At 39.0% G+C, this 25,960-nt stretch carries 22 protein-coding genes; 15 read left to right on the top strand and 7 right to left on the bottom strand.

The window, feature by feature from the left end:
• Window positions 1-437: 437 nt before the first annotated feature.
• From M595_RS04330 to M595_RS04305, 6 genes are all read left to right on the top strand, one after another.
• Window positions 438-650 (top strand): hypothetical protein, encoded by a 213-nt coding sequence (locus tag M595_RS04330; RefSeq protein WP_023064794.1) that lies wholly within the window; start codon window positions 438-440, stop codon window positions 648-650.
• A 229-nt stretch (window positions 651-879) separates the two neighbouring features.
• Window positions 880-2,235, top strand: coding sequence for a P-loop NTPase fold protein (locus M595_RS04325; RefSeq protein ID WP_040483554.1), 1,356 nt, complete (start codon window positions 880-882; stop codon window positions 2,233-2,235).
• Window positions 2,210-7,174 (top strand): WD40 domain-containing protein, encoded by a 4,965-nt coding sequence (locus tag M595_RS04320; RefSeq protein WP_083492771.1) that lies wholly within the window; start codon window positions 2,210-2,212, stop codon window positions 7,172-7,174. Before M595_RS04325 ends, M595_RS04320 begins: the two co-directional genes overlap by 26 nt.
• Window positions 7,175-7,427: 253 nt before the next feature.
• Window positions 7,428-7,766 (top strand): type II toxin-antitoxin system RelE/ParE family toxin, encoded by a 339-nt coding sequence (locus M595_RS04315; protein ID WP_023064852.1) that lies wholly within the window; start codon window positions 7,428-7,430, stop codon window positions 7,764-7,766.
• Window positions 7,756-8,058, top strand: a complete 303-nt coding sequence (locus tag M595_RS04310) for a helix-turn-helix domain-containing transcriptional regulator (RefSeq protein ID WP_023064792.1) — start codon at window positions 7,756-7,758, stop codon at window positions 8,056-8,058. The genes M595_RS04315 and M595_RS04310 overlap by 11 nt, the downstream gene beginning before the upstream one ends.
• Before the next feature lie 80 nt (window positions 8,059-8,138).
• Window positions 8,139-8,351 carry a hypothetical protein gene (locus tag M595_RS04305; protein ID WP_023064766.1) on the top strand — a complete coding sequence of 71 codons (213 nt, stop codon included), beginning with the start codon at window positions 8,139-8,141 and terminating at the stop codon, window positions 8,349-8,351.
• 135 nt (window positions 8,352-8,486) lie between these two features.
• Here the strand turns inward: M595_RS04305 and M595_RS04300 are convergent, their stop codons facing one another.
• Window positions 8,487-8,750 (bottom strand): Txe/YoeB family addiction module toxin, encoded by a 264-nt coding sequence (locus tag M595_RS04300; protein WP_023064814.1) that lies wholly within the window; start codon window positions 8,748-8,750, stop codon window positions 8,487-8,489.
• The gene (locus M595_RS04295) at window positions 8,747-8,971 is read right to left on the bottom strand and encodes a hypothetical protein (RefSeq protein WP_023064873.1); all 225 of its coding nucleotides are present in this window, start codon (window positions 8,969-8,971) and stop codon (window positions 8,747-8,749) included. Before M595_RS04295 ends, M595_RS04300 begins: the two co-directional genes overlap by 4 nt.
• A 214-nt stretch (window positions 8,972-9,185) precedes the next feature.
• Here M595_RS04295 and M595_RS04290 point away from each other — a divergent pair, with 214 nt between their 5' ends.
• Window positions 9,186-9,443 carry a hypothetical protein gene (locus M595_RS04290; RefSeq protein ID WP_023064783.1) on the top strand — a complete coding sequence of 86 codons (258 nt, stop codon included), beginning with the start codon at window positions 9,186-9,188 and terminating at the stop codon, window positions 9,441-9,443.
• A complete protein-coding gene (locus tag M595_RS04285) occupies window positions 9,440-9,838 on the top strand; it encodes a type II toxin-antitoxin system VapC family toxin (protein ID WP_023064802.1) in 399 nt (132 codons plus the stop codon). Before M595_RS04290 ends, M595_RS04285 begins: the two co-directional genes overlap by 4 nt.
• A gap of 9 nt (window positions 9,839-9,847) precedes the next feature.
• Here M595_RS04285 and M595_RS04280 read toward each other — a convergent pair whose 3' ends face one another.
• The 3 genes from M595_RS04280 to pruA all read right to left on the bottom strand — a co-directional run bounded on the left by M595_RS04280 (window position 9,848) and on the right by pruA (window position 13,972).
• Window positions 9,848-10,084 carry a hypothetical protein gene (locus M595_RS04280; protein WP_023064812.1) on the bottom strand — a complete coding sequence of 79 codons (237 nt, stop codon included), beginning with the start codon at window positions 10,082-10,084 and terminating at the stop codon, window positions 9,848-9,850.
• Window positions 10,085-10,358: 274 nt separating this feature from the next.
• Window positions 10,359-10,883, bottom strand: coding sequence for a GIY-YIG nuclease family protein (locus M595_RS04275; RefSeq protein ID WP_023064775.1), 525 nt, complete (start codon window positions 10,881-10,883; stop codon window positions 10,359-10,361).
• Window positions 10,884-10,990: 107 nt separating this feature from the next.
• A complete protein-coding gene (gene pruA, locus M595_RS04270; protein ID WP_023064781.1) occupies window positions 10,991-13,972 on the bottom strand; it encodes an L-glutamate gamma-semialdehyde dehydrogenase in 2,982 nt (993 codons plus the stop codon).
• 604 nt (window positions 13,973-14,576) lie between these two features.
• Between pruA and M595_RS04265 the strand changes: the two genes are divergently transcribed.
• Complete coding sequence (locus M595_RS04265) at window positions 14,577-16,292, top strand: CHAP domain-containing protein (protein WP_023064872.1); 1,716 nt, start codon at window positions 14,577-14,579, stop codon at window positions 16,290-16,292.
• An 807-nt stretch (window positions 16,293-17,099) separates the two neighbouring features.
• Window positions 17,100-17,798: a DUF8692 domain-containing protein gene (locus M595_RS04260; RefSeq protein WP_023064862.1), complete on the top strand. Its 699-nt coding sequence runs from the start codon at window positions 17,100-17,102 to the stop codon at window positions 17,796-17,798.
• Here M595_RS04260 and M595_RS04255 read toward each other — a convergent pair.
• The gene (locus M595_RS04255; protein WP_023064843.1) at window positions 17,790-18,824 is read right to left on the bottom strand and encodes a tetratricopeptide repeat protein; all 1,035 of its coding nucleotides are present in this window, start codon (window positions 18,822-18,824) and stop codon (window positions 17,790-17,792) included. The two genes, M595_RS04260 and M595_RS04255, sit on opposite strands and share 9 nt — an antisense overlap.
• 261 nt (window positions 18,825-19,085) lie before the next feature.
• On the opposite strand from M595_RS04255, the gene M595_RS04250 reads away from it, so the two are divergent.
• Complete coding sequence (locus M595_RS04250; RefSeq protein WP_023064780.1) at window positions 19,086-20,210, top strand: TRAP transporter substrate-binding protein; 1,125 nt, start codon at window positions 19,086-19,088, stop codon at window positions 20,208-20,210.
• 109 nt (window positions 20,211-20,319) lie between these two features.
• The gene (locus tag M595_RS04245; RefSeq protein ID WP_023064800.1) at window positions 20,320-21,447 is read left to right on the top strand and encodes a TRAP transporter substrate-binding protein; all 1,128 of its coding nucleotides are present in this window, start codon (window positions 20,320-20,322) and stop codon (window positions 21,445-21,447) included.
• 78 nt (window positions 21,448-21,525) lie between these two features.
• Here the strand turns inward: M595_RS04245 and M595_RS04240 are convergent, their stop codons facing one another.
• Window positions 21,526-22,428, bottom strand: coding sequence for a hypothetical protein (locus M595_RS04240; RefSeq protein ID WP_023064770.1), 903 nt, complete (start codon window positions 22,426-22,428; stop codon window positions 21,526-21,528).
• Window positions 22,429-22,705: 277 nt separating this feature from the next.
• On the opposite strand from M595_RS04240, the gene M595_RS04235 reads away from it, so the two are divergent.
• The 3 genes from M595_RS04235 to M595_RS04225 all read left to right on the top strand — a co-directional run bounded on the left by M595_RS04235 (window position 22,706) and on the right by M595_RS04225 (window position 25,645).
• Window positions 22,706-24,262, top strand: a complete 1,557-nt coding sequence (locus tag M595_RS04235; RefSeq protein WP_023064810.1) for an alanine/glycine:cation symporter family protein — start codon at window positions 22,706-22,708, stop codon at window positions 24,260-24,262.
• A gap of 101 nt (window positions 24,263-24,363) precedes the next feature.
• Window positions 24,364-24,789: a universal stress protein gene (locus M595_RS04230; protein ID WP_023064842.1), complete on the top strand. Its 426-nt coding sequence runs from the start codon at window positions 24,364-24,366 to the stop codon at window positions 24,787-24,789.
• A 277-nt stretch (window positions 24,790-25,066) separates the two neighbouring features.
• Window positions 25,067-25,645 (top strand): Crp/Fnr family transcriptional regulator, encoded by a 579-nt coding sequence (locus M595_RS04225; RefSeq protein ID WP_023064790.1) that lies wholly within the window; start codon window positions 25,067-25,069, stop codon window positions 25,643-25,645.
• The last annotated feature ends 315 nt before the right edge of the window (window positions 25,646-25,960 follow it).

The following is a 25,960-nucleotide window of genomic DNA, read 5'->3' as shown; positions in this document are numbered from 1 at the left end:
CGATCTGTCCATTGTTCTGATCCGAGAAGTCCAAACTCCCACACATTGTCGTTGTTGTGTCTGTAAAAATGCCATTTGAGCGGGGATCGGTTCTAGGTGCTAACCCTTAGAAGCAGGTAATCTTGACTAAGGTGGTACACTTTAGCCATTGTCAATCACATCTAATGTGTCAGTGTTTTTACTGAATATTGACATTAATGAGGCTCAAGCTTGGTAAATTATACTGACTTTTTTACAACTTTAAAGCACAATATTCATGATAATTCTATGGTAAAAATAACGAATCAACCCCAAGACAATCTAGCAAATAACGGGGAACACCCGGCAATTATTATCTCAAAAAGATAGAGATAATCTGCACTGTTTTCCGGTTTTTTGTAAAAACTCTGAGAAAATATAAATAGCAGATAGAAATTATTCTAGGGATAGAGGGCTTGATGATTAAGTTAGATGTAGATGATGCGTTCTGGTCGAGTGATTCAGAGTCAATTGCTCGATATATCCATGATCAAGTTGGCTTGATTGAAGACTATAATTGTGAGATGGATTGGAGTTTAATTGACAGAATTTGTTCAACCCCGACTACCGTTCCCCCCAAGTCTAAATGGCTGAGAAAGCTATTACAGATGATCGAAGTAACTTTTGATTAAGGGGTTGAGAACCGGAGTGATTGATTTTCAGGCTTTGTGTTGTTAAGGAAGGGTCTTGGCAAATATTTCAAGTAGCAGACAGAGACAAGGTTGTTAAAATTGAAGCTATGATTAGGCGCTCACTGCTCATTTGAGGAGTTGAACGCCTCTGAGATTCTGTCAATTGTCCAGAAATAACCCGGAGAAGGCAGAATAAAAATAGTGTTTAATTGGTTGGGGGAAACAACACATGATGCTCAATCTGGCGAAATTTTTTCGAGCTTGTAGTCCAGCCTACAGGTTGAATATGTCGAAGCCTGAAGATCGTCAATATTATATCGATTTTGCAAGTGTACGCGGTAGTCATGTGATTAAAGAACTACGGCGAACAATTACGTTTTCGGATGATGAACCCACTTGTCAGTTATTTACTGGACATATTGGCTGTGGAAAATCAACCGAGTTATCTTGTTTGCAAGCTGAATTAGAACAACAAAATTTTCATGTTGTTTATTTTGAGTCTTCGCAAGATCTAGATATGGCTGATGTTGATATTAGTGATATTTTACTAGCAATTGCTCATCAAGTTAGTCAAAGTTTAGAAGGGGCTGGAATTCGTCTCAAACCCACTTTCTTGCAAAATTTACTCAAAAATGCGGCGAGTTTTTTAAATGCTGATATTACGGGTTTAAAAACTAATGTTCCCATGATGGGAGAGGTGGGTGTGAGTGCGGAGGAAGATACCTTTTCTCTCTCTCTAGGGATTGGAGAAATTACAGCAAAAGCTAAAAATAGTCGGGATGTCAGAGCGTTATTACGCCAACATTTAGAGCCGAGAGTCAGTAATATTATCGAAGCGATTAATAAAGAATTAATTGAACCCGCTCAAAAACAACTGAAACAGAAAGGAAAAGCGGGTTTAGTGGTGATTATTGATAATTTAGATCGCATTGATAATACTCCGAAATTATCAACTCGAACTCAACCCGAATATTTATTTGTGGATCGTGGGGAACAACTAAACAAACTCAAGTGTCATGTGATCTATACCATCCCTTTAATTTTAACCTTTTCCAACGATAAAGAAACTTTGAGTAACCGCTTTGGTTCTCCCGCAAAATTATTACCGATGGTGCGAGTCACAGAAAAAAATGGTAACGTTTGCGAGAAAGGAATACAATTATTGCGAGAAATGGTTTTAGTGAGGGCTTTTCCTGATATTGAACTGGAAAAACGGATGAGTTTAATTCCAGAAATTTTTGAGGAGCCAAAAACCTTAGATCGGTTATGTCAGGTGAGTGGGGGTCATGTGCGAAATTTGTTAATTCTAGTATCAAACTGTATTCAAAAAGATGATCCTCCTTTTTCTCATAGTTTAATTGAGCGAGTCATTAGTGAACGTCGCAATGAATTGAGTAAAGCGATTACTCCGAATGAATGGGAACTGATTAAACAAGTCGCTCAACACAAAGCTGTGCGGGGGGAGGATGAATATCAAATATTATTGCGAAGTTTATTTGTCTTTGAATATCGCGATGATCGTCAGGGAAATTGGTTTGATATCAATCCAATTTTAGCTGATGCTAAGGAACTCAATGATGTCTGATTTTTATCAACCAGAAGCCATCACAATTTATAATCAAAATTCAGTTCAGCAATTGAGCCGTGCAATTACGCTGTCTCAGGGAGAATTTTCCCTGATTTTAGCCTGTTGTAGTTACAGTGTTGTCACTCAACGTATTGTCGATCAAATTCGCAATCAGTGTTCAGTCGGTTGGGAAGAAGTTTTTTTAGAACCGACAACTCAAACTTTACTAACCTCTTTAATCGATCAACTACAAGGAGATCAACCCGATGCGGTGATGGTTTTTGGGCTAGAATCTGTTGTGGATTTGAATCAATTGTTGCTCACAGCTAAACGAAATATTGAGGAGTTGAATAACTTCTCTTTTCCTCTGATCTTGTGGGTGACAGATGAAGTGATCCACAAAATGATTCGGGTTGCTCCTGATTTGCATAATCGAGCCACCAGTATTGAATTTTTGATTGAAACAGATGAGTTAATTTTATTTCTTAAATCTACAGTTAATGATGTTTTTCAAGCCGTTTTATCTTCTCAAGAAAATCTCTTTTTAGAAAATACCGCTTTTCATTTAGAAACAGGTTCATCTCGCCGAATTGAACTTCAGTCTGGACGCAAAATTTTAAAACAGCGAGGGATTCAGTTAGATCCTGAATTAGAAGCAGGTCTAGAGTTTGTCATGGGTCGAGTTTCTGATAATACAACAGAAGAATCTCGACAACATTATGAACAAAGTTTGATTTTATGGCAACAAATCGGCGACTTAGAAAAGCAAGGAAATTTATGTTTTTATCTAGGATTATGGTGGCTCAATCATGCGATTCGACAACGAACTCAATATCAGCAAGCGTGTTTACAAGCCAAAGATTATTTTTCGCGATCTCTGAATGCTTTCAAAGCTGCAAAAAGACTCGATTTAGTCGCTAAGTTTATTAACTTATTAGCAGATACTTTACATCGTCTTGGCGACTGGAAAGGATTAGAAGAATTAGTCGCAAAACAACCTAAAATTAATGCTTTATGGCTACACAATAAATACGCGAATCTTTTTAGATCTGCTCGTTGTTATGGTTTTTTAGCAGAAGTTGAGCTTTCCAAATGTCAACCGAATAATATTATTTTCTGTTGGCAAAATTCTGCCAATCTTCAGCGAGCAAAACGCTTTGCGACTAAAGCTTTAGATTTACTGGATCAAGCTGAAAAAACAGTTGATCAGTCTACAGGTGATTTACAATCTTTTTTGGATTGGGAACGTTCCTTTCATAAAGGATGGTATTTATTTTCACTTGGAAAAGCACAACAACTTTTAGGTCATATTAAAGCTTCAATTTTAATTCTAGAAGCTGCCAAAGAAATTAGTCAACCCTATTATGATCCCGAGCTTTATATTGGAATATTATCTCAACTTCGTCAAAGTTATTTTCAAGAACAAGACTATTTAGTTGCATTTACGCTCAAAAAAGAACAACTTGCAATTGAAGGTCAATATGGCTTTCGAGCCTTTGTCGGAGCGGGTCGATTGCGTCCTAAACAACAAGTTACCAACTTAACTCGACCCCTCCATAAATCACCGGGAATGGTCGCACCAGAAATTACCGCTTCTCCTCGACAAGAAGATATTGAATGTTTAGTCAAACGGATTCAACGAACTGACCATAAACTGACGATTATTCATGGACAGTCTGGTGTAGGAAAAAGTTCACTTCTCCAAGCCGGATTAATTCCGACTGTTAAGCAAGATTCGATTGATTCTCGTCAGGTTATTCCCATTTTACAACGAGTTTATACAGATTGGATACAAGAACTCGGAAAAAATTTAACTGAAACTTTAGAAGAAACTCAATCCTTTAAAAATCTACCTCAATTTAAGACTCAAGAAAATATTATTAATCAGTTTCAGGTGAATGCTGAACGAGAGTTCGTTACACTTTTGATTTTTGATCAATTTGAAGAATTATTTTTTACCTTACAAAAACCTCAAGAACGTCAAGAATTTTATACTTTTTTAAAAACCTGTCTTGATATTCCTTATGTTAAAGTTATTCTCGCTTTACGCGAAGACTGTTTACATTTTCTCCTAGAATGTAATGAACGTTTAGTCAATTTAGATATTGTTGACAATAATATTTTAGATCGTAGAATTCTCTATCATCTGGGAAATTGGCAACCTGATCAGGCTAAATCTCTGATTCAAAAAATTACCGAACAAACTCCATTTAGATTAGAAGATCGCTTAATTAATCGAGTGGTTAAAGATTTATCCGAGGAGTTTGGAGAAGTTAGACCCATTGAATTACAAGTGGTTGGAGCGCAACTACAAGCCGAACAAATTACCAGCCTTCAAGGATATCTCAAACTCGGTGAAAATCCGAAAGCAAAACTTGTTAATCATCATCTCGAAGATGTTGTTAAAGATTGTGGACGCGACAATAAACGAGCCGCCGAACTCGTCTTATATCTACTCACTGAAGAAAATGAAAAACGTCCTCTGAAAACTCGAACAGATCTCGAACGAGAATTAAAAGTTTTAGCAAAATATCCCCTCGCTGAATTAGAAAGACTAAATTTAGTTTTGGAAATTTTTGTCCAGTCAGGATTAGTGATTTTACTGAAGAAAGTACCTGAACATCACTATCAACTTGTTCATGATTATTTAGTCACAATTATTCGTCAACGAGAGGGGGCGAAATTCATCTCCGACTTAACAAAAGAACGAGAACAACGTAAAAAACTTCAAAAATGGTTAACGATTGGTTCTGTTTTCGTGAGTTTGGTGATGGTGGTTCTCTCGGGAACAGTTGTTTGTAAATGGTGGGAAGCTAAAGAACAAAAAGCTCAGGTAGAAGAACAAAAAAGAGAAACCACTTTAGCGAAGTTAAACGCCACCTATCAACTCTTACGTTTAGTCGAAGAAAATCAACTGGATGCTTATGTGAAAATTCTCAGAGCAGGTCAACAATTACAAGAACAAAAGAATGATCAAAACTTATCAGAATCCGCACAAGAAACTCTACGACATTTGTGGAGAGCCACTTATTTCACCTCTGAACGAAATCGTTTACAAGATCATCAAGATAGTGTTTTAAGTGTAAGTGTCAGTCCAGATGGTCAATTAATTGCTTCGGCGAGTTCAGATCAAACCATTAAACTTTGGAATCAAAAGGGTGTCTTGCTCCAAACTTTAAACGACCATAAAGATACCATTTGGTGTGTTAGTTTTAGTCCTGATTTATCTCTAGAACGTCAAATTATTGCCACAGCGAGTAAAGATAAAACCATTAAACTTTGGAGTCGAGATGGTGATTTAATCATGACTTTACGCGGACATCAAAATGAAGTAAAATGGGTAACATTTAGTCCAGATGGTCAGTTAATCGCATCAGCAAGTCAAGATCAAACCATTAAACTTTGGAACCGGAATACAGGTGAATTATTAAAAACATTTAACGGACATCAAGACTCTGTATTGAGTGTCAGTTTTAGTCCAGATAGTCAATTGATTGCATCAGCAAGTAAAGACAAAACCATTAAGATTTGGAATCTTGAAGGAAAGCTAATTCAGACTTTAAACGGTCACAGTGATGCTGTTTGGACGGTGAATTTTAGCCCTGATGGAGAAATGATCGCTTCGGGAAGTGATGACTACACAATAAAATTATGGAAACGCAACGATTCAACTTACCAGATTTTTAAAACCTTAAAACAACATCAAACTCCCGTTAATAACATCAGTTTTAGTCCTGATGGTCAACGCATCGCTTCCGGGAGTAGCAACGGTGAAGTCAAACTTTGGGCGAGTGACGGGACATTAATCTCAACTCTCATCGGTCATGGAGGTGCTGTTAATCAGGTAAGTTTTACCCCAGATAGTCGAACCCTGATTTCTGCGAGTAGTGACTGGACAGTGAGACTGTGGAGTATGGAAAATATTCCGCCAAAAGTCTTTCAGCCTGACTATAAAGTATTTGGTTTGGGGGCGAGTTTTAATCATGATGGGAAACTGATTGCTACACCTAGTGATAATAATACATTTAGATTGTGGAATCCAACTCAAGGAACTCGACAGTTAACAGTTCAAGGTCATCAAGATCAGGTAACAGGAATTAGCTTTAGTCCGGATGATACAATGATGGCTTCGGCAAGTCTCGATAAAACTGTTCGACTTTGGCAAACAAATGGTAAACCAATACGAACTTTACTCGGACATTTACAAGGGGTTAATGATGTTAGTTTTAGTCCGGAAAGATCGCCCGAACGTCAGTTAATTGCGTCTGCAAGTCAGGATCAAACCGTTAAGGTTTGGCAACGAAATGGTAAACTGCTTTATACCCTCAGACATGATGACGCTGTTACCAGTGTGAGTTTTAGTCCTAATGGTCGAATTTTAGCCTCAGCGAGTCGAGATCAAACTGTACGACTTTGGAATCGTCAAGATGGGAAATTGATTGCTAAATTATCGAGTAATCGCAAGTTTTCTTCAGTTAGTTTTAGTCCGACTGATAATCATTTGATTGCAGCAGCGACGGATGACGGTTCGATCAAACTTTGGCGATCGCAAGATGGAAATTGGCAAGATATTTCGATTTTAACTCCGATTGGAGCGCATAAAAAAGCCGTTTATCAAGTCAGTTTTAGTCCGGATGGTGAGACTCTCGCCTCAGCGAGTGAAGACGGAACGGTGAAAATTTGGGATCATACAGGTACACTATTATTGACTCTACAAGAAGGTTCAAGTCGGGTTGAATGGGTTGGTTTTAGTCCTGATGGTCAACTGGTTTCTATCGATGCGACTAACCGGGTTAGTGTTTGGAATTTGGATTTTCAAAAACTCTTTCAAAATTCTGATATTGATCGCTTATTGGAACGGGCTTGTGATCAAATTGGCAATTATCTTCAATATAACCCGAAAGTGGAAACAGAAGACAAGGAACTGTGTAATTTAGTTCAACCTCCAGTCTTTTAATCTATAATGATATCTTCTCAGAAAAGTTCTAAAAAAGGTGATGGAAGTGAAATCTTTATTTTTGTTGAACTGTTGAATACTTTGGGTTTTGAGTTGTTAGTGAAGGTCTAAGAATAACTAATGCGATCGCTTCCAAAAACTATCACATTTATTATATTTTAATCAAACGTTAATTTAATACAGTTATTTCACGTTTAAGCGATCGCCTCAAACTCCGGTAATATTGAAACTGGAAGCAACTCTGATAGAATTTATGGAAGCACAACCGAGGGAAATTCAACGTTATGTAACCTCTGATGGTACAATTCCGTTTGATGAATGGTACAATTCACTACGCGATCGCAAAGCTCAAGCTAAAATTAAGTTAAGACTAGAACGAGTGGCTTTAGGAAATTTAGGAGATTATCGATCCGTTGGAGAGGGGGTTTGTGAATTAAGAATTAACTATGGTTCAGGATATCGAGTTTATTTTGGACAAATTGGGTCAACCCTTGTCATTCTTCTCTGCGGTGGCGATAAAAGCACCCAACAGAATGATATTCGGAAAGCGATAGACTATTGGATAGATTACAGGAGTCAAGATGATACCTAAAAGTTTGAGTTACCATGAATTTTTAATTAAATCTTTACAAGATGATGAAGATATTGCTGCATATTTAGAAGCTGCTTTAGAAGAACAAAACCCTGAACCTGAACTTTTATTAAGGGTTATGAGTCATGTAATTGAAGCTAAGATACAGAGTAATCAACTTTCAAATTTAGCTCGTTTAAACTATGATAAACTCAAAAAAATCTTAGATCAAAGTGGCGGAACAGAAATCTATACTTTTGTTGAACTGTTGAATACTTTGGGTTTTGAGTTGTCTGTCAAGGTTAAAGAATAACTAACGCCATCGCTCCGAACAGATTATAATAGATAATGCCGTTCAAAAGCTAAATTTTGTCTTGGGATTTGGAGAACAATATGCACCCCCCCAAAAAGAGACTGGTTTTGGATGAAAAAATGCGTCCAGTTGGTGTTATTATTGATTATCAGGATTGGCAAAACATTGAGAAGTTTCTAGAACAGAGTCATTTTTTCGAGCAGGAACAGTCTGATTTATCCAAATTTTCAGGAGTGATTGAATTAACTCAAGACCCCCTAGAATATCAGCGTCAAGTTCGGGATGAATGGTAATGACAGAATCATTAACAGAAATCAAAACCCAGTCTTTAGCCATTATTTTACATTTGGCGATCGCCTTTTACCCAGCTTTAATAATGATCATCTTTCTATTGCAGAATTGAAATACAACTTTAGTAGGTATCATCATTACTCGTAATGATATCTACATGAAGCTATTATAATTTCATCATCTGTTACCTGATAAACTAAGCGATGCTCATCGTTGATCCGTCTTGACCAAAATCCAGTGAGTTCATATTTTAAAGGTTCTGGTTTACCCAAACCCTCAAAAGGAGAGCGGTCAATATCCTGAATTAACTTAATAATTTTTCCATACAGTTTTTTATCTTGAGTAGCCCATGCGTTAAAATCTTCAAAGGCTGATGCTTCAAAGACGATTCTTCTTCTCATGTCAGATCATCGCTATTAAATTCAACTAAATTCTCTCTTTTCTTAATATTATCTACGGCTTTGAGCAATTTTTCTCGATTAGCTGGAGACTTGAATAAGTATGAAGTTTCATCAATCTCCGAAACAATGATTTCAATCTCTTGATCTCGAAATGTGGCTTTCAACTCGGTCAAAAAACGATCATCTAAGTCGTTAGCCTTAACTTTGTAGACTTTTTCCATATTTCAAACTTCACCTACTCTAAGCTTAGTTTAACACAGTTATTTCACGTTTAAGCGATCGCCTAACAGCAGGGTGGATAACATCAAAAAGTTTCTGATTTCAACAATTAAGTTATCGGTTGTTACCCACCCTAAAACTTGAATACTCCGAAGGGAATGTGATAATATTGTCGTTAACGAAAGCTTGTTTCTTATTACCAATCACACTTCTTGTATGAAACAGATCAACACAAATTTACCGGATTCGCTGCTACAAGCACTTGAATTATATACAAACGAACAGGCTAGTCAATCAAGCCCCGACGCCGTTATTCAAGCAGCGTTAGAAGAATTTCTCGCTCAACGGGGGTATTTTCCACAGTTGAAAAAAACGCTAAGAATTCAACCTGCTCCCCGAGGAAGTGGTTACGCGGATACATCGATTAACCACGATCAAGTTCTTACCCGTCAGCCGTCAGAGGAAGAATCTTGAGAGCAGTTCTTGCTGATACAGGCCCTCTTTATGCAGCATTTGATCCAAGCGATCAGTATCATATTCAGTCCCAAGCAGAGCTACAAAGACTGGCTCAAGAAAGTCTAGAAGTTATTATTCTTTATCCTACTGTTTTAGAAGCATATACCTTGGTATTACAACGTCTTGATACTCAATTAGCTTTGACTTTTCTTGAGAGTTTAGTTACGGGTGCAGAATTAATTAATCCTACCGTTAATGATTATCTAGCCGCCCAAGATAAAGTAGCTGGTTATCCCGATCAAAGAATTACTTTATTTGATGGTGTTACTGCTGTTATTGCTGTTCGCCTAAATTTGCCTGTTTGGACGTATGATTATCATTTTGATGTCATGCAAGTTCAGGTTTGGCGTTAGATCTTGCGGTTACTCCATTGAGCTAAGAATAGCTTCAGATTTTTCGGCTAAGTCGGGTTCCGCTTGAAAACAACCAATAAACGGACTTTGCTTTAACTTTGCTAAAGGATCGGCTTGTTGTTGCAATTGCTGATAATGTATTTCAATGGAAGACTGAATCACCTCTAATACATCTTGCTCGGTTTGTTGTTGAATATAGGCTAATTTTCTAGCCATTTCTTCATCTAGATTAATGTTAATTTGCATTAGCGAACGCTTCCAAAACCCATCACATTTATTATATCTTAATCTAACGTTAGTTTAACACAGTTTTTTCAATTTAGGCGATCGCCTCAAGTGAGGTGAATAATATCAAAAAGTTTCTGATTTCAACAATTAAGTTATCGGTTTTCACCCACCCTACAACTTGAACACGGGTTTTTCACATTTCAGCGATCGCCTAACAGTAGGGTGAATAATATCAAAAAGTTTCTGATTTCAACAATTAAGTTATCGGTTGTCACCCACCTGCTATCTGCTATTAGTATGAATATCTCAAAGGGGGATTATAATACCACTCTCTTCTTCCTTCTATCCTAAAATTTCTATATGTTGTATGAAACTCCTTTTCTAGTTCTTTATCACCTTCCACATATCCTAAAAGATGTAGTTCTCTCGGATTTCCAGTTTGAAGATTAGAACGTCTTGAACTTATTCCTGTAGAATGACCGATTTTTACACAAAGAGTATTTTCTTCTTGCATAAAATATATAATTCCGGCATTTTCGGGTAAATCAGAGAAATTATTACACTTGATAATGGGTGGAATAGTAATTAATTTGAGTAAAGTATCTCGATCAATTTTCAAGCGTTCAATTTCATCCTGAAATTCAATTTTTAAGCGTTCACTTTCATATTTCAATTCACTGTTTTCATATTTCAATCTTTGATTTTCCTCTATTAATCTTATTATATGTTCATTGTTTAAATACCTGATATACCCAAAATCAGTATTAGGAGGATAGCGTCGATCAATATCTTGAAGAAAGTCTCGTAGTCCACTCATCTCAAAATCTCCAAATTGTTGAATGATAAAAAATCAGTGTTCTTCTCAAGTAGAACATATTTTTCTAGGGACATAACAACAACATTGTCATGCCCCTAACTAATATTCTACTCGTTACTAAACCCTTCTATCGGCGCGAACCCTTGACGTTGAATATTTTCAGTTATCGTCCGAGGTTCGAGGAATTGTAACAAATAATCCGGCCCTCCCGCTTTGGAACCAACACCGGAAAGTTTAAACCCTCCGAAGGGTTGACGGGAAACAATTGCCCCTGTAATACTGCGGTTAATGTACAAATTCCCGACTTCAAAATCGGCTTTTGCTGTCGCAATATGAGACGGAGTTCGAGAATACAAACCGCCCGTTAATGCAAAGTTTGTCCCGTTGGCAATATGAATCGCTTCCTCAAAATTCGGCGCTTTAATCACCGCTAAAACAGGCCCAAAAATCTCCTCTTGGGCAATTTTTCCCGTTGGTGAAACATTCACAAATACCGTTGGCGGAACAAAATATCCGGTTTCCGGTGCGGGAACTTGAATGGCGAGATCAGCTTCTTGTTTGCCAATTTCAATGTATTCTAAAATCCGCTTTTGGGCATTAGCATCGATCACCGGACCGACAAACGTGCTAGGATGGGCGGCATCCCCCACATTAAGCGATCGCACAGCTTCGGTTAAACGGCTAACAAACGCCTCATAAACGGGTTCTAAAACAATCACCCGAGAACAAGCCGAACACTTCTGACCACTGTAGCCAAACGCCGAATAAACGACACCTGCAACCGCCTGATCTAAGTCCGCACTTTCATCAACAATAATTGCATTTTTCCCACCCATTTCTGCAATCACCCGCTTGAGATGTTTTTGTCCGGGTTGCAACACCGCAGCTTCGGCGTAAATGCGAGAACCAACCTCTTGAGAACCCGTGAACGTAATCATATGAACATCGGGATGTTTTACCAGATGAGAACCCACCGTTGAACCCTTACAGGGAATATATTGAAATACCCCTTCTGGTACGCCCGCATCGACTAAAATTTCTGCAATTTTCGCCGCAATTACTGATGAAACTTCCGCAGGTTTTAACAACGTACAATTTCCCGTTACCAGCGATGCAACCGTCATCCCAGTCGGAATAGCTATCGGGAAATTCCAGGGCGAAATCACAACAGAAATCCCTCGGGGTTGATAATGATAACGATCCGTTTCTCCGGCGGTATCGTAATTATATCCCTGGTCTAAGCGTTCCATTTCCGAGGCATAATAGCGACAAAAATCAATCGCTTCAGAGACTTCTGCATCACATTGATGTAACGCTTTTCCAGTTTCATAAACGATCCAAGCACACAACTCATAACGGCGTTGTTCCATCAAGTCTGCGGCTTTGCGTAATACCCCTGCCCGTTGACGAACTGGAGTCCGTTTCCAAGCGGGAAATGCGGCTTTGGCGGCTTCCAATGCTTGTTCTGCTTGGTCAATACTAATTAACCCAATTTTTCCGACAATTTCTGAGGGGTTAGACGGGTTAACAGAATCAACAATGGTTTCGGTTTGTTCCCGTTTTCCGTTAATTAACGGCAGGTAAGTTTGACCCAATTGTTGACGAACTGTTTCTAATGCTTGAAATGCTTTATCCCGTTGAACAGGATCGGCATAATCACTATCTGCGGCATTGGGAAATACGGGTTTCCAAGTGTCTTTAATATTGCTTTCGGTGTTGGGTTTGGGCGGGGCTAACAGTTCTTCTAACGGTCGATTTTCTGAACTTTGACGCAAGAACGAACTATTGGCGGTATTTTCTAATAAACGGCGAATTAAATAAGACATTCCCGGCAATAATTCACCGTAGGGACAATACATCCGCACCCGATATCCTTGTTTGGCTAAAGTCTTCGCCAGTTGGTCGCCCATGCCATACAAAACCTGCATTTCAAAGGCGCGAGGGGGAACATTTAAAGTCTGGGCGATCGCAATAGCTTTGGCTTGAGAACGAACGTTATGGCTACCAATTGCCGAATAGATGTATTGATGACTTTCTAACATCAATTGGGTCAATTCTTCAAAGTTTGCATCGGTGGCAGCTTTATCATTATAAACGGGTTGGGGCCAGTCATTTTGCATGGCTTTGATGGTTTCTTGATCCCAATAGGCTCCTTTCACCAATCGCACGGTTACGGGATGTCCGCGTAATTTTGCCCATTCAATGATACCTTCTAAGTCTTTTTTAGAGTCACGTAAATAGGCTTGAATCGTCATGCCGATATCGGTACGGTTGCGAAATTCTTCTTCCATCAACAGATTTTTTAAAATGCTGAAGGTGAGATCTTTGTAGGTGTATTGTTCCATATCGAAGTGAACAGCCGCGCCCAATTCAGCCGCCCGACGGAGTAAAGTCCGAATGCGTTCGCTAACTTTGACTTCACTTCCTTTGGCATCTAAGGGGTCAAATTGGGAATAAAAAGCGGTTAATTTAACGGAAACTTGAACTTTAGAAATGGGTTGTCCGTCGGCTTGATCAATTTGAGGAATGGTTGACCATTTTTTCGCCGCTTCACTGAATTTTTCCATCAACTCTAAATAACTGTTGAGGTAAGCCTGGGCTTCGGCTTCGGTAATAACGGCTTCTCCGAGTAAGTCAACGGTGAAAGCGAGTTTATCTTTCCGCAGTTTTTCTAAGGTGTTAATAACATGAGGAATGGAGTCTCCCGCAATGTATTTATGGGCGAGGGTTTCAACTGCGGGGGCGACGGTTGTTGCGGCAAATTTTCCCGGTGCCGAGTCGGGGTTGGCAAAGTTGAGGAGTTTTTTTAAGGTGTCAGGAAGTTCGACTTCTGCGGTGGTTAGGTATTCTTGCAGGTGGGCGGCAATTTCGGGTTTGCTTCGCAGGGCGGGTAAACAGTCGATAAAATGAAATAACTGCACGCGCAGTCCGGGGTTCGCCATTGTCCAGTCTAGCAGTTTATCATCCCAACGCATTTGGTCTTGCAACTGTCCGAGAAATGAACGTTTCTTCTCTTGCGTTGCGGCGAGGAGTTGTTTGGCGATTTCTTGAGTTTTGGTTTCGTAAGTCTCAGGAGCTTGTGCAACCACGGTTAATGTTTCTCCAACAATAATTCAACAGGAGTAACAAGGGAAAGAGTTGGTTTACTAGCGACGGCTCTCTCCCTCGTTGATCAATAGATTCTTTTTTCTATTGTACGTCGAAAGGGTCAATTGTTTTTAAGTTTTGGGAAAACAGCAATAAAAAGTAATTTTAATAACTCTCCAGTCCTCTCGTTTTTTCTAGTCTATTAGATCAGATCTTGTTGAAACTCAATGAGTATACTGAGTCAGTTAATCAAATACCTTATCTTTCGTCCCCCACCAGCTAGATTTGAACAGATTAGCTATGTTTGAGAAGCTTTTGGATAAAAATCAATCCGCTTTCGAGTTTTTGATTGAATCTCATCTACAATTCAAGAAACTGGATTAAAACACATCAAATTTATTTTGTGTTTTTTGATTAATCAAAGGTGAACTCAGTTATCGTTTCACTCAGTATTTTTACTGAAGTTAGATGTTTTTTTTATTTTACAGAATCCGTAATTTGCGGGATTTACAAAGTTTTATTCTGGTTAGATATTGATAAATAAAGGCAGATTATTTTTGCCTTGATGGGCGGATATCAACAATCAACCAGGAAGCGGGAACTCTTATGTTTTTTTTGGATAAAGACGGTGAAACGATAGCTGGAGCCGGAATCAATTCTGACTTAGTAAGTCAGGACATTTTACAGCAAATCGCTGCCAATCAACTACCCGTTTCAGGCGGTACTAATCCAGTCCAGATTTCAACTCTAGTGTCTGGAGGTTATGATCATATTATTCTGCCTCACAATCTGTCAGTTAATTCTACAGAAAGTCTAGATAAAACTACTGATTTAGATAGCTTTTCAGCAGATTTATTAATTGGAATTCATGCCGAAAATCAGGTGAATTCACCCGCTCATCAAGCGAGAATCCTGACTGATGCTTTAACTCAGAGCGTTGAGCAATTACAAGAGTTTGGAAATAGCCCTGATTTCCTCACTCAGATGGGTGTAGCATTTGGCGCTCATTTTAATACTGAAGTCGCCCAGTCTTTAGCGGAACAATGGAGTGCGGGTATTGTTGAAACTCCACCCATTGAGGTCATTTATACTGCCGATATTAATGGAGCGAATGGCGCTTTTGCTGCTGCCAGTAATACAATCTACATCTCTGAGGAGTTTTTAGCCCAAAATTACGAGAATGTAGAGAATATATCTACTGTTTTATTAGAGGAGTACGGACATTATATAGATACCTTAGTTAATGTCACTGATACCCCAGGAGATGAAGGATCAATTTTTTCGGGTGTTGTTCAAGGCAATGAGTTCGAGGAATCAGAACTTGAGGTGTTGCAAGCTGTTGATGATACTGCAATTGTCATATTAAATGGGGAAGAAACTGTAATAGAGCAGTCATCGCCGTCAAGTTTTAGCATCAATCTTTCCTCTAGCCATTATCGTTCGAGTGGTAATAAGTTTGTACGAGCTAATGGAACGGGTGGAACTCGTCTCTGGTGTACTGACTATGCTTTCGGTCGAGCTTTAGAGAAAGGCTTAATCCAACAATATAGCGGTATCGGAGGCAGAATAACAGGAAATGCTGGTCAGTGGGACGATCAGGCGGGTTCATGGGGTCGTCAGGCTCGTCCAAACAGTTTTGTTGTATGGGACCCCAGGCAAGGTGGAGCAGGTAGTGTAGGTCATGTTGGCTTTGTTGAACGAGTTAACTCAAACGGCTCGTTCGTGATTTCTGAAGCCAATTGGGGTAGCGCTAGAATGTCGTTTAACTCCCGTACTATTACTCCTGGTAGCAGTGCATTTAACACAGCTAAGTTTGTTTATCTTGAAGGAACTACTCAACCTTCTCAACCTTCTCAACCTTCAACAAGTGCTTTCCGAGGTACTGTAGATACCACTTTAAATGTCCGCAGCGGACCTGGAACAAACCATTCTGTAGTTGGCTCTCTCAACTCTGGTAGTAGCCGCACATTTGATGCTGTGGCAGGAGGTACGACCCATTGGGACTCTCGCGAACAGCGGAATGATAAGCGATGGTTTCGTCTAAGCGGTACTAATCAGTGGGTTTCTGCAAGTTTCATTACTGGTAATCCTCTCTTCACTGGCTCGGTAGATACCACTTTAAATGTCCGTAGCGGACCTGGAACAAGCAATTCTATAGTTGGCTCTTTCAGTAGTGGCAGCCGTCAGACTTTTGATGCGACAACTGTTGGTACAACTCACTGGGACCCCAAAGAAAGGAAAAATGAGAATCGCTGGTTCCGCATTCAGAATACTAATAAGTGGGTTTCTGCGGCTTTCATCACTGGAAATCCTACTTACTAAACACTAATTGTAACAGTCGGTTATATGGAGTAATAAGCCGACTGTGAAGCTTATCCTACAAACACCATTTCCTTAGATACGATCGCCTATTGATTCTTTCCCCATCAATGCGCGATCGTTTTCTCGTCTTAACAAACATTAGAAACCCGGTTTTTTTCGGGTTAATAAAACTTTTCAAAAAACCCGGTTTTTAAATGGGCTATAAAAGCGATCGCTATTTTCTTAGTGAGAAAGGCGATCGCAATAATGATTTGACATTTATGTAATTTATATCCTCTTAATATTAGTCAGGGATAAACCTTATAATAAGCCAGAGTTCTATGGATAGAAACGGTTTATAAAAACGGTAAAAAATCAATTCCTTTGCTCTCGAAACGAATTTCTATTTAAAGGCGAAGGGGCGATAGTCTTGATTTAAAATTAGAAAATTATGAAAAATCTATCAATGGGATGGCTCCAAGTTAAACAAGCTTAAATTTATCTTAACCTGTGAAATCCGGGCTTTAGGGTCTCTATAACTGAGGATAGCCCCAGGAAATCACGGTATATCAGCATTTTAGCTGCTCTTGATTCCCTCAACCGAAGGTTAACAGACGATAACCTGTTGGTTAATTGCGTTATCTTACTAAGAAGCGGCTAAAACTGCCTGTAGTTGGTGAAAATTTCTATCTTAGGGAGGATATCTTTTGAATTTAGATTAACAATAGGTTAAACTGAGGTAATAGATTGCCCCGGGCAAGTCCCTACAACTGAAGGGTTGTCTTGGGGTTGTCAATCCCTTCATTTGTTCACTTTCAAGTTTTGAAAATGAAACTCTACTTTCCGGTGTCTAATTTAAAGAAAATTTTCCTCAATAAAACTCTTGTCAGTTTAGTTATATTTTATCTTCCCTTCTTGATTATTTTACTCGTTTCAAGTTGGCAAAATCAGATTCCGGTTCCTGTATTAACTCGGGATATTTTTGCTTCTGCAAAAGTTCCAGTTTACACCGGATTTATTTCTAACCTGGGGATTTTAACTTGGTGTTGTAGTGCAGTGGTTTGTCTATTTACATTTTTTTTGATTCAACCCACAACAGGAACAGCAAATAAAATAAAAAATTGTCTGGGTGGGTTTGGATTGATTTCAGCTTGGATGATGCTGGATGACTTTTTAATGCTGCATGAAAAAGTGATTCCCTTTCGCTTAGGCTTCCCCGAAAAAGGGGTTATTCTTATAACTTTAACTTGGGTCATTTTTCATATAATTTACTATCGAAATATTATTTTTAAGCGGACATATTTTCTGCTTCTAGGTTTGGCTTTTTTATTCTTTGGAAGTTCTTTAATCATTGATCAGTTCCTAGAAATTGATGATATCGGATATGGCAGTAATCTATATTTTATTCTCGAAGATGGCAGCAAGTTAATGGGAATTGCTACATGGTGTTTTTATCTATGTAGGGTTTGTTATCAACAAATTGTCGGCTTTAAAAATCTCAATTATCCTGTTGATCATTTAAAGTGAATTGCGGATATCTTGAATCACCTCTAACGCCGTATTTTGAGTCTGAATATCACCTTGACTTCCTAACAAATCCGCCGCTTTTTGTAAATCTTCAATCGCTTTTAGACTCTCTCCCTGTTGGTAGTAAATAAATCCCCGATCTAAATACGCTTGAGAATAGTTAGGATTAAATTGAATTGCTTTGTTATAATCAGCTAGGGCTTTTGGTGCATTTCCGGCTTGCAAATATTCATCCCCGCGATAATAGTAAGCTTCCGCATTATTCGGAGCGAGTTGAATGGCTTTATCATAATTTGCAATTGCTGAAGCATGACTGTTTAACTCTGAATAAGCTACACCCCGGTTAAGATAAGCTTCTAATTGTCCCGGATTGAGATTAACCGCTTGATTGAGGGTTGAAATTGCTTCTTGATAATCACCCGACTCAATAAGTTTCATCGCTCGATTATTCAGTTTAACTGCTTGTTTAGCCTTTTCATAATATTGATTAACAATGTCATAATTTTTCTGATAGTCTAGTAGTTTAGCTTGAGCAGTTGCAAACTCCGAGCTATCTTCAGGAATATTAATCAGTTGAGTCATGGCTTGTTGCCATTTTTGCTGTGCTTGTTGCCAAACTTCTGCGGGATGGGGCGCATTTTGAACTAACTTTGCCGCTTCCCAAGCTAACTTTTTAGCCGCTTCTATACCCTGTTCTCCTGCTGCTTTTTGTTGCAATCTTTGCTCAATTTCATCGAGTTTAGCTGAGTATTGATCGAGGTTTTCCGTAACAGCTTGTGGTGCGGGAGCAACAACAGGTATAGTCGGTATATTATCCAAAGTCAGTAAAGCAGATTCAATTTCCTGTTTAGCCTTTTCTAGCTGTTCTGGCTGAGAGATTTGATTGAGATCTCCGAGGTTTTCAACCTGGGTTTCCGTCTCTAAAATCACTTTACTTTGTACAGATTTTGTGCGCCAAACTAAACCTAATGAACCCAAGATAATAATAGTTAAAGCCACAATCAGCGTTTTACGTTCATTCATCATCCATACCCTTCAATGCTAATTCATTGTAGAAACATTGACGTTCAACGTCTACCTCATTATTGTAATGAGAGTCAAACCCAGTCATTTCGCACTCAATCACACAATTTTTACAATTAATTCTAGATGTGATCGCCCTTTTGTTAAATATCTTAATCTCTAAGTTCAATTAATCTTGATATGATCGGGGGTTGTCCATAAGTGTAACGTAGATGACTAACTTAGATTCAAATCTACAACACCTTACTCACTTTTTGGTTCCAGATGAAACGCCGACACCTACTCAACTCCATAACGACAGGGGGAGCAACAACTGCGACTTTAGCTGCTCTTACTCATCCTACATCTGTGGCTGTGGAAGCGCAATCCCAACCCCAAATCCGCTGGAAAATGACCACCAGCTGGCCAACTTCCCTCGACACCCTCTATGGTGCGGCTCAAACGGTGGCGCGACGAGTGAGTGAAATGACAGATGGACGGTTTACCATTCAAGTGTTTGCGGCGGGTGAAATTGTACCGGGTTTGCAAGTTTTAGATGCGGTACAACAAGGAACAGTCGAATGTGGTCACTCTGCCAGTTATTATTATATTGGCAAAAATCCGGCTTTAGCATTCGGCACGGCTGTTCCGTTTGGGTTAAATGCTCAACAACAAAATGCTTGGCTGTATAAAGGTGGTGGAAATGAGGCTCTAAATCAGATTTATGCTGACTTTAATACTATCGCTTTTCCGGCTGGAAATACGGGGGTTCAAATGGGGGGATGGTTCAAGCGAGAAATTAATACCGTCGCTGATTTACAAGGTTTAAAAATGCGAATTCCGGGGTTAGGGGGAGAGGTTTTATCCCGTTTAGGTGTCAACGTTCAAGTCTTACCGGGTGGTGAAATTTTTTTGGCTTTAGAACGGGGTGCCATTGATGCCGCAGAATTTGCAGGGCCTTATGATGATGAACGGTTAGGATTAAATAATGCGGCAAAGTTTTACTATTATCCGGGCTGGTGGGAAGCCGGACCAAGCTTACATTTATTAGTGAATTTAATGGCTTGGAAAAAACTCCCCAAAGTCTATCAAGAAATTCTCAAAACTTCTGCAATTGAAGCCAATATGGAATGTTTAGCAAAATACGAAGCTCAAAACCCGAAAGCCTTAAATTTATTGATCAAAAATGGAGCAGAATTGCGAACCTTTAGTCCAGAAATTCTAGAAGCTGCTCAAAAAATATCTGTAGAACTCTTTCAGGACAAATCAGCCGAGAGTCAATCTTTTCAGCAAACTTATCAGCCTTGGAAAAAATTTAGAGATGCCGTTTTCACTTGGAATGCTGTCGGAGAACTCGCTTATAATAACTGGGTAATCGCTAATAGCAAACTAGAAATAGATCAAAAATAATTTATATTTCTTAACCTGAGTTGATCCCGACTTTGTTAAAATTGAATCGAATCACAAATTTCATCTCAATCACTTGTTAATATCCTAACTTTACCCTTAATTTTAACCCATGAAACGACGCATTCTTTTAAGCTATGCTGCCACTGCCACCGCCACGACTGCTGCCCTGGCTGCCTGTAGCCCCACCAACACCACAAGCACCACTGGGGGAGCCTTACCGAACGTTCGCTGGAAAATGGCAACCAGTTGGCCAACGTCCTTAAAAACCCTCTACGGTGCCGCTCAGAGAGTCGCTCAAAGAGTTAACGAAATGACAGATGGACGGTTTACCATTCAAGTGTTTGCGGCGGGTGAAATTGTACCGGGTTTGCAAGTTTTAGATGCGGTACAACAGGGAACAATTGAATGTGGTCACTCTGCCAGTTATTATTATATCGGCAAAAATCCGGCTTTAGCATTTGGCACGGCTGTTCCGTTTGGATTAAACGCTCAACAACAAAATGCTTGGCTGTATAAAGGCGGTGGATTAGATTTAATGCACAAGCTTTATTCTGACTTTAATACTATCGCTTTTCCGGCGGGAAATTCGGGTGTACAAATGGGCGGTTGGTTTAAAAAAGAAGTAAATACTGTTAATGATTTACAGGGTTTAAAAATGCGAATTCCCGGCTTAGGGGGAGAAGTATTATCTCGTTTAGGAGTGAATGTACAGGTATTACCGGGCGGTGAAATTTTTCTCGCATTAGAACGGGGTGCCATTGATGCCGCCGAATGGGTTGGGCCGTTTGATGATGAGAAATTAGGTTTAAACAAAGCCGCACAATTTTATTATTATCCGGGCTGGTGGGAACCGGGATCAAGTTTTGATTTACAGATTAATTTAGATGCCTGGAATAAGCTGCCCAAAGAATATCAAGAAATTATCAAAGCTGCCGCCGTAGAAGCAAATATGGAATGTTTATCCACCTATGATAGTGAAAATCCGATTGCCCTAAAACGGATGATAGAAGGCGGAACTCAACTCAAGGCTTTTAGCCCAGAAATTATGACCGCAGCACAACAACAAGCCTTTGAAATTTATGATGAAAATGCGAGTCAAGATGCCACGTTTAAAACTATTTATGAACAGTGGAAAACTTTTCGAGAAAATATTTATCAATGGAGTGCAGTTAGTGAACTTGCCTATGGCAATTTTACCATTGCTCCCGCATTACAATCAATCACTGAAAAAAGTTAAGTATCTTGCTTAAAAACAGTAGGATGGGCATTGCTTATCCTACTTTTATGTTGATAAATTTCGGAACAAATAACAGCATCAATTAACACGATTCCATAGGGAAACTAACGCTTCAGCCACATAACAATTAACCCGATCATCCGTCCAGTAATTATTGTGTGACATCGGATTCCAACTCTGAGTCCAACCGCCAACATTCACCTGTTTATCTTGAGTCACTGCTTGATTGTAAGCCTCATTAATACTTTTTAAGGGAAATCCGATAACATCATCTTTATCGTAAAAATTAACCCACTCCGGTTGAATATTCGGATGATGCGTTGACAATTTCGGCGGTGGAAATTGAATGGGTTGACCAAAATTTGGATCGCGAACAGTCCACAAAGCAAGCGGACTCCCCATCGTATAAAATAAACTGAGTGTTTCTCCGCGTTCAATGGGAGTATTACCCATCAACCGTAACACAGGGTTAATGAAGTTATAATTTTTTCCTTTGCTTTCATAATGAACCTGCAATTCATAGAAATAATTTTCTGCAATAACGGTTCCTAAACTGTGGGAAATCACACACAAAGGTGCTTTTTCTCCAGCGAGGACAGCCGATTTATGAAGGGCTTGTGAAAAAACACCGTGCATGGCATCATAAACATGGCGTTTATGAGGAGTGGGTTGATAAGCAACCGCATCACTGACAAAAGATAACAAATATTCTCGTAAACCAAGCCATCGCATTTCATTACCTTGTTTTAGTTTTTGCCAAAGTTTATTTTGAGGAACTTGCAAAACAGGCGCCCAATAAATCGGCACAAACTCAAATTTTGAATTCACTTCGGCTTCGGATAAACCCAATTGCTGAAATTGCTTGAATAAATTCTCTTTGAGTGTCGTTAAGAAATTCGGTTCTCGAACCTGATTGTGTTTAATTTTGGGTTCACCATTCCCAAGTCCATGAGTGACTGCAACTGCTATTTTTTGTGACATAGTTCGACATCCTCCGAAAGACTTAACAGTTTTACTCCTCAAGTATGAGAGTCAAAAAATAGGTATCTTATATCTTCAGACTATCCTATTATCTCTGTTTCTTCAACTCAACATTTCTTCCCCTCTCATCTAGGTATGCAGGATGAGCAATCCCAATCAGACTTATTATTAAAGTCTGATTTTTACCCGAGAATAGCTTGTATTGTAGATCACATTTTTTATCTCGGTTAATTTATAAAATATAATATCATTTTATACAAGATTTCAGGAGAAAAAATTGTCTTTCAAACTCATTCTAAAAATCCAAATAAAAATATTGGGATTAATCACAATTATTCTGTTGGGAACTCAAAGGATAGCCCTAGCCGCCCCTACCGAACAACCTGGCGGAATCTTTACCGTTATTGATCAAATCTTTCAAAATATCGTCAATGTTCTTGATGCTATTATCTTTTACAATATTGCGGGTTTTCCATTAATTGTTCTGTGGTTAATTATCGGGGCAATTTTCCTGACTTTTAGAATGAAATTGATCAATATTCGAGGATTTCGACACGCCATTGATATTGTAAGAGGTCTATACGATGACCCCAACGAACCCGGCGAAGTCACCCACTTTCAAGCCCTAGCAACTGCCGTTTCAGGAACCGTTGGAATTGGGAATGTTGCCGGGGTTGCCATTGCCATTCAACTCGGTGGCCCAGGAGCAGTTTTATGGATGACATTGGGCGGTTTATTTGGAATGACAAGTAAATTTACAGAAGTGACTTTAGGCTTAAAATACCGCAATATTAACCCCGATGGAAGCGTTGCGGGCGGGCCTATGTATTACCTCTCAAAAGGATTATCACGGCGAGGTTTTAGCAAGTTTGGACAAGGAATGGCGACATTATTTGCTTTCTTTTGTGGACTCTCAACGTTAGTCGGGGCGAGTATCTTTCAAACCCTACAATCCTATGCCGCAGTTGTTAACGTTTTCCCGAATTTATCACCGGGAATATATGGAATTATTGTCGCAATTTTAGTGGCAATTGTTATTTTGGGAGGCATGAAACGAATTGGGGCTGTGGCGGGTCGTATTGTTCCAGCAATGGCGGTTATTTATATTCTCGCTTGTTTGTGGATTTTAGCTGTAAATTTCACTCAAATACCCTCGGCTTTTGCTCAGATAATCACCGAAGCATTTGCACCTTCAGCAATGGTTGCAGGTGGATTTGGGACAACCTTTTCAATCGGTTTAAGACGGTCAGCCTATTCTAATGAAGCGGGCTTAGGAACGGCATCTATTCCCCATGCGGCAGCTAAAACGAATGAACCCATTCGGGAAGGTTTAGTGGCTTTACTTGAACCATTTATTGATACAATTATTATTTGTAATATGACCGCTTTAGTGATTGTAATTACTGGAGAATATCAAAATGAAATTTATCAAAATATCGGTGGAGATTTAGCCGGAGTAAAGATGACGGCTGCTGCTTTTAGCCAGGTGTTTAGTTGGTTTCCCTACTTACTCGCGGTTGCTGTTTTTTTATTTGCCTATTCTACAATGATTGGCACTGCTTATCAAGGAATGATTTCTTGGACGTATTTATTTGGAAGTCAAACTCTCTTAATTCCGAAAATTATTTATATTTTGGGGGTCACAGTTGGGGCGAGTATTGGCGTCGGTGCTGCCCTAGATTTTACGGATATGATGTTATTAGCCATGGCTTTTCCAAACTTAATTGGATGTTACCTCATGTCTGGAGAAGTTGCCGCCGATTTGAAAGACTATATGAGTCGTCTAAAATCAGGGAAAATGCACCAATATGAACCCCAAATCAAACAGAATTAAAAGACCTATAACGTAAAGTTTTAGAAATATCGTGAGTCACAATAGCTCATTAATGAGATAATAGAATCCGACCGTCGATAAAATATGTTGAGGAAAGCAAGATGAGTGCAATTGAAAAAAACTGCGTAGTTGTTCCGGTTGACTTTGGAGAACTTTCCCTAACGGCGATTGCTACAGCATTAGAGTATGTAAAATCTCCCAATCAAATTCATGCTGTTCATATATTAGAAGCACTTCAGGCTACCGATCCGGCGATGATTTGGAATACTCTAGATGATGAAGTTCGCAAGAATAATGCTCATAAAAAGTTAGAGGAAGTCTTAAACCAACCCGAACATCAAGGAATACAAATTTATGTAGAAATCGGACATCCGTCTGAAAAAATAGTTGACTTTTCTCAGGAAAAAAATGCAGATTTGATAGTGATTCCCACTCATGGGCGACGAGGAATTAGTCGGTTTATGTTGGGTTCAGTGACCGAACGAGTAATTCGATTTGCTCAATGTCCAGTCTTAGTATTACGATAACTTAAGGCTTTGTTCAAAACATCTGCTCAAAAAGGGAAAGTTGAGTCGGATTTATCTAGAATTTTTTGATCTAGATTAATTTAAAAAACAAGTCAGTGTAGTCTCTTTCAAATACTCCTGTTTAAATGTAACAATTGTAACTGCATTAATTGCTTTTTTGTTGATGTATAACTTTCTTTCAATTTTCCTCAAATTTATCAAAATTTAACCTAAATTAAACCTTTAGTTAACCTCTCAGGTGTAGGGTAAGGTGTAAGCATTCATAAGGGTCTTAATTGTGACGATCTCGACGCTTGCTGTACTTCCTTCTAGTCAAAATTCTGATCAAAAATCTCGTGATTTTTACAGACGTGATTTGATTCCCCTGATGCCAGAAGCCCTCTGGAAAATAGAGTCTGGAATCGTCCGCACTATGACTTGGAATCAAGAAGGAAATCAAATTAGTTTAGGATATTGGGGTGTTGGAGATGTGATTGGTCAACCGCTATCACGACTCGACCCCTTTCAAGTCGAGTGTTTGACCCCTGTAAGAGTGAGTTTGATTCCTCCTCAAGATTGGTCACAGGAGTTGGATTCAATTCTTTCTCATATCCAACAAGCCCAAGAACTGCACAGCATTGTTCAAACTCAAAGCACCGATTTAAGATTACTAAATTTCTTAAATTGGTTAGCGAAAAAGTTTGGAAATGTGACCGAGTTAGGACTATTAATTGATGTCCGGTTAACTCACTTAGAAATCGCCGATGTGATAGGCATAACCCGAGTGAGTGTAACTCGAATGATGCAAAAATTAGAACGAAAAGGAATCATCTTGCGTCCTCGTCGTCATTGTATTATTTTGAAATCAGCCCAGTAAATCTCTCCTCTACAATTCCATCAAAACTAGAGTGTATGAAGCTTTTTTCCACCGTTCAAGGATGAGAAAAACAATTAACCCAACGATCCGGTAAATTTAACCTATTGTTAATACTATCGCTCTCGAACTCTTGATGAGAATCCCGACCCACGATCTATTACTGTCTTTTCCTGTGAATATACGGATTAAACCGAGCAAGTGTTTTTGATAAATAACAACTCAGTTTATCTTTGCGATTTGCCGATTTTATAGTATCATATCTAAACGATATCAGCATTATTAACCACTGGAGAAGTGAATAGACATCTATTGCTA

The sequence above is a fragment of the Lyngbya aestuarii BL J genome, from assembly GCF_000478195.2.
In the GTDB taxonomy this organism is placed as follows: Bacteria; Cyanobacteriota; Cyanobacteriia; order Cyanobacteriales; family Microcoleaceae; genus Capilliphycus; species Capilliphycus aestuarii.
Note: the sequence above shows the minus strand (reverse complement) of the source record. Positions and strands in the feature narration are given on the sequence as shown.

Coding starts and splice junctions, on each gene's coding strand:
- M595_RS04330 (WP_023064794.1), top strand. CDS start 438: ATGATTAAGTTAGATGTAGATGATGCGTTCTGGTCGAGTGATTCAGAG.
- M595_RS04325 (WP_040483554.1), top strand. CDS start 880: ATGATGCTCAATCTGGCGAAATTTTTTCGAGCTTGTAGTCCAGCCTAC.
- M595_RS04320 (WP_083492771.1), top strand. CDS start 2,210: ATGCTAAGGAACTCAATGATGTCTGATTTTTATCAACCAGAAGCCATC.
- M595_RS04315 (WP_023064852.1), top strand. CDS start 7,428: ATGGAAGCACAACCGAGGGAAATTCAACGTTATGTAACCTCTGATGGT.
- M595_RS04310 (WP_023064792.1), top strand. CDS start 7,756: ATGATACCTAAAAGTTTGAGTTACCATGAATTTTTAATTAAATCTTTA.
- M595_RS04305 (WP_023064766.1), top strand. CDS start 8,139: ATGCACCCCCCCAAAAAGAGACTGGTTTTGGATGAAAAAATGCGTCCA.
- M595_RS04300 (WP_023064814.1), bottom strand. CDS start 8,750: ATGAGAAGAAGAATCGTCTTTGAAGCATCAGCCTTTGAAGATTTTAAC.
- M595_RS04295 (WP_023064873.1), bottom strand. CDS start 8,971: ATGGAAAAAGTCTACAAAGTTAAGGCTAACGACTTAGATGATCGTTTT.
- M595_RS04290 (WP_023064783.1), top strand. CDS start 9,186: ATGAAACAGATCAACACAAATTTACCGGATTCGCTGCTACAAGCACTT.
- M595_RS04280 (WP_023064812.1), bottom strand. CDS start 10,084: ATGCAAATTAACATTAATCTAGATGAAGAAATGGCTAGAAAATTAGCC.
- M595_RS04275 (WP_023064775.1), bottom strand. CDS start 10,883: ATGAGTGGACTACGAGACTTTCTTCAAGATATTGATCGACGCTATCCT.
- M595_RS04265 (WP_023064872.1), top strand. CDS start 14,577: ATGTTTTTTTTGGATAAAGACGGTGAAACGATAGCTGGAGCCGGAATC.
- M595_RS04260 (WP_023064862.1), top strand. CDS start 17,100: ATGAAACTCTACTTTCCGGTGTCTAATTTAAAGAAAATTTTCCTCAAT.
- M595_RS04255 (WP_023064843.1), bottom strand. CDS start 18,824: ATGATGAATGAACGTAAAACGCTGATTGTGGCTTTAACTATTATTATC.
- M595_RS04250 (WP_023064780.1), top strand. CDS start 19,086: ATGAAACGCCGACACCTACTCAACTCCATAACGACAGGGGGAGCAACA.
- M595_RS04245 (WP_023064800.1), top strand. CDS start 20,320: ATGAAACGACGCATTCTTTTAAGCTATGCTGCCACTGCCACCGCCACG.
- M595_RS04240 (WP_023064770.1), bottom strand. CDS start 22,428: ATGTCACAAAAAATAGCAGTTGCAGTCACTCATGGACTTGGGAATGGT.
- M595_RS04230 (WP_023064842.1), top strand. CDS start 24,364: ATGAGTGCAATTGAAAAAAACTGCGTAGTTGTTCCGGTTGACTTTGGA.